Consider the following 4,333-nt stretch of genomic DNA (forward strand, 5'->3'; position numbering starts at 1 on the left):
AAAAGTAAGGCCCCACCGGCCAGGTGAAGCTATGCAACAGAACTAGTAGCAAGCCTGATGGAGCCAAATGCACAGAAAGTACGAGCTTGCAAGCTCGCACCAACAGGCGAAGCGATGCAACTAACAACAGGTTGCTATACCTCTGAATCTTTCTGGCTGGCCTGGAAAAGCTTCTGCTTCTCCTCTTTGGAGAGGCTCTCATAGCCCGAACTGGAGATCTTATCCAGGATGCGGTCTATTTCCATCTGGCTGGGTTTGCCGGCGTAACTGCTGCTATAGGAAGACGAAGAAGGAGAATCATTGCCCACGGTAGCCCTCTGCCGGTGCGTCACTTTCAGCTTTGGCCTGCGCTTAAACAGGTTGGTAAAGAAGCCGAACGTACTGTGCAAAGGACGGCCCATGTCGCGTCCCCGCTGCAACTGCTTGATAAACAACCAACCAAAGAGCGCACCACCCAGGTGAGCGATGTTACCGCCTGCATTGTCGCCTACTGCTCCCGAGATGGAAAGTATGACCAGAAACGCCGCAATGTACTTGATGCGCACCGGCCCGATCAGGATGAGGTTGAAAGTGAAGTTAGGCAACAACGTAGCGGCCGCTACTACCACAGCCAGCACACTGGCCGAAGCACCGATCATCACGGCAAAGGCTGCCCGATCCGCAAAGTAAGGGATCAGGTTATAGCTCAGCATGTACAGCAATCCACCTGCTATACCGCCCAGTATGTAGAGGCTGAGCAATTTCTTCTCACCCAGGTACTCCCGGATCAGCTGCCCGAACCAGTACAGGTTGAGCATGTTGAAGATGATGTGCAGAAAACCTTCGTGCGAAAAGAAATAGGTAATGATCGTCCAGGGACGGGTGATGAAAACGAGGGGGTCTGATGGCAGCGCGATAAAGCGCATGAGCCCGCTATATGCCCAGCTGCTGCTGGTCAGGTACAGCACCGTCCGAAGCACGATCAGCGCCACAAAAACAATGACGTTGATGAGGATAAGCTGCTTAAGTGTGTTGTTGGGCTGCCGGAAAGAATCTTTTATGTCTTGGATAATACTCATTGTACCTGTTAGCTGGTAAGACAGAAATAAAGGCTTCAGGTGAAGGTGTGCGCATAAGGACGCTGCTCCCAAAAGTGGCTCTTAATCTGTATCTGCCTTGATGTCTAAAGTCTTGCTCTGATGTTTACATTACGTATCCTGGTAATCGTTGCGTTGCCACATTTTTATGAGTATATACGCAAACAGCATACCTCCGAGGTGTGCAAAATGTGCTACATTATCACCCGGCACTCTGTTGAAGCCGGCATAGAGTTCATACGCCCCATAAAGCAATACAAAATACTTGGCCTTGATGGGTATAGGAAGAAACAGCAGAAACAGCTCTAAGTTTGGAAACAACATACCAAAGGCCATCAGAAGACCAAAGACCGCGCCGGATGCTCCCAACATCGGGCTATTGAATGCCTGCTTGAATACTTGTGTAACGGCTTTTTTGCTTTCTGAAATATAGGCCTCGCTGTCCGGGTTGCGCTGGTATTCTATGGCAAAACGTTTTTCGTAGCCGCCTGCATAGTGGGACTCCATAAAGCTATAGAAGCCGGCTGGGGATGGGCTTTCGACATACTGCGCTGCTTCTGACTGCACCTGGTGCAACTCATAGGACCGCACGCCTGAGTAGAGCAGGCTGGCACCCAGACCCGTGATGAGGTAGAAGGCCAGGAAGCGCTGCGAACCCCAGAAGCGTTCCAGCAAGGGGCCGAATATGAACAAGCTGAACATATTGCTGAATAGGTGGCTCCAGCTGCCATGCAGGAACATATGGGTAAACAGCTGAATCGGCTGGAAATAGTCAGAGGAAAAGTTATACAGCGCAAACTGCCGGGCATCAAATAGATTGCCCTGCAAGATAAAAACGACTACGTTGATGATCAGGAGGTTCCTGACCATGGGGGTTATGTTGAACATCTTATTCTCTCAATTTATCACGTTGGCTGTCGTACTGTCGGCTATACCTGTACCAGAAGTTCTTAAACTCCCGATACAAAACAACAAGTTAACAATCAACAAGTTAACAATTAAACTACCCTTTCAGGAAAAGCTCCTGCAGTTGGCCGAGCTCCAGGATCACCAAGGTCTTCTGACCACCGGGGGTATAGTTGGGCACTTCACAGCCAAAGAGCTTGTCTACGAGCGAGTTCATCTCCAGGTCTGACATACGCGGCTGCAGCTTGGAAGCAAGCCGTTTGGCCATCGCCCGGGCCAGGTTTTCCCGCTTATCAAGCTTCAAAGTAGCCAAATTGTTTTTATACTGCTCAATCAGTTCTTCGAGCAGCTCTTTTTCATTGGCCGCCTGCACATCGGCAGGTACAGCATTCAGGATGATGGTGTTGCCGCCAAAATCCTCGAACTGAAAGCCCAGTTCCAGGAACTCAGCCGACAGTTCTTTCACCAGGGTCGCGTCAGCAGGTGAGAGCTCCACGGTCTGCGGGAAAAGCAAGGCCTGTGAGGTGACCATCTTTTTTTGCAGCGAGGCCACATACTTTTCATACAGGATACGCTCCTGGGCCGCCTGCTGGTCGATGATCATCACCCCGGACTTCACCTGCACCAGCAGGTACTTCTGGTGCACCTGTAAGGTTTTGCTGGAGGTAGCGGGCGAAACGGCAAAGGCATCGTCGAGCAGGTTCATGCCCGAAGCCGACGTGATACGCTCCGCTCCGCCTGACTGTCCCTGCCGCAAGGGCTCATAGAGCTGTTCCCAGCCATCGGAGCTGGCTCGTTTGGGGGAAGCGGGTACCTTGAAGCCGGAGAAGGTCCCCTCCTGCTCAAACTCATTGCCACCAGCCTGCACCCGTATGGGCTGCAAGGGGGCAAAATTCACATCGCTCTGAAAGTCAAGGGAGGGCGCTATGTTGTGGGTCCCCAGGGATTTCCGTACGGCAGCATGCACGATGGCATAAACGGTTCTTTCGTCCTCAAATTTGATCTCGGTTTTGGTCGGATGCACGTTGATATCGATCCGCTCCGGCTCAATGTCGATGAAGAGCACATAGAACGGGTGGCTTTCCTTTGGCAGAAGCCCCTCGTAAGCCTGCGTTACCGCATGGTTCAGGTAGCCACTCTTGATAAAACGGTTGTTGACAAAGAAAAACTGCTCTCCCCGGGTCTTCTTGGCAAACTCCGGCTTGCCGATGTAACCCCGCACACTCATAAAGGGGGTTTCTTCTTCGCAACCGGCCATCTGCTCCTTGTAGTTGTTGCCAAACACGCCCACAATGCGCTGGCTCAGCTTTGCGGCCGGCAGGCTGAAGATCTCTACCTCATTGTGATGCAGCGAAAAAGCAATTTCAGGATAAGCCAGCGCCACGCGCTGAAACTCATCCAGTATATGGCGCATCTCCACCGCATTCGTCTTCAGAAAATTGCGGCGGGCAGGTACGTTAAAGAAAAGGTTCTTGACCGCTATGGAAGTACCGGCAGGCACCGCAGCAGGCTCCTGGCCTACCACAGCAGAGCCCTCGACGAGCAGGCGGGTCCCGGTTTCGGCACCGTGCGGCTTTGTTTTCAGTTCTACCTGGGCTACCGCCCCGATCGATGCCATGGCTTCTCCCCGGAAACCCATCGTCCGGATCCGGAACAGATCTTCTGTCGAGCTGATCTTGGATGTGGCATGGCGCTCAAAGCTCATGCGCGCATCCGTTTCCGACATACCTATTCCATTGTCCACTACCTGTACCAGTTGCTTTCCCGCATCTTTCACGATCAGCTGCACACTGGTGGCGCGGGCATCTATGGCATTCTCCAGTAGTTCCTTTACCACCGAGGAGGGCCGTTGTACCACTTCACCAGCGGCTATCTGGTTGGCAAGGTAATCAGGCAATAAATGTATAATGTCGGACATCCGCTCTAGTCAAAATCTGGTTGTTGCTGTGGCACTCCCAAACCCGCCTCCGCTAAAAGCGGCCAGGTTTTTGAATATACTATTTTGTAAAAACAGAACTTATTCAGAATTAAATTTATTACTAATTTACAGACCGATAGTGAAAAGAGGCTGAAAATTGTAAAAAGTTTGACTGCCTGTTCTCCTGATTTTTTGCAAAAGCAGTGTGTATGGATCGCGGGTTGCGCACCGTTAGCAATGGGAAAGGCTGCATTAATTGTCACTTTCCGGGCCGGCGGACACCCGTCCTCCACCTTCTTTTTGGTCTGCTGAGGGCAGTGCCGCTGAGAATAAATCTCAGTTTTTGAACCGCCTTCTGCAAAATTAGCCTTAATTTCGACTTGTTCCAATATTATAATACCAGTACAGAATGTTGAAGAGTTTTAGCCTAGGA

The 4,333-nt window shown here is 51.3% G+C and carries 4 protein-coding genes; all 4 read right to left on the reverse strand.

Going from position 1 to position 4,333, the window contains the following annotated elements:
• Positions 1–134 precede the first annotated feature (134 nt).
• Positions 135–1,058: a rhomboid family intramembrane serine protease gene (locus OB13_RS13720; RefSeq protein ID WP_461490736.1), complete on the reverse strand. Its 924-nt coding sequence runs from the start codon at positions 1,056–1,058 to the stop codon at positions 135–137.
• Positions 1,059–1,187: 129 nt separating this feature from the next.
• Complete coding sequence (locus tag OB13_RS13725; RefSeq protein ID WP_461490737.1) at positions 1,188–1,946, reverse strand: rhomboid family intramembrane serine protease; 759 nt, start codon at positions 1,944–1,946, stop codon at positions 1,188–1,190.
• 133 nt (positions 1,947–2,079) lie between these two features.
• Complete coding sequence (gene mutL, locus OB13_RS13730) at positions 2,080–3,900, reverse strand: DNA mismatch repair endonuclease MutL (protein WP_461490738.1); 1,821 nt, start codon at positions 3,898–3,900, stop codon at positions 2,080–2,082.
• Positions 3,901–3,905: 5 nt separating this feature from the next.
• Positions 3,906–4,289, reverse strand: a complete 384-nt coding sequence (locus tag OB13_RS13735) for a hypothetical protein (protein ID WP_461490739.1) — start codon at positions 4,287–4,289, stop codon at positions 3,906–3,908.
• Between the last annotated feature and the right edge of the window lie 44 nt (positions 4,290–4,333).

It is taken from the genome of Pontibacter sp. HJ8 (assembly GCF_054824225.1).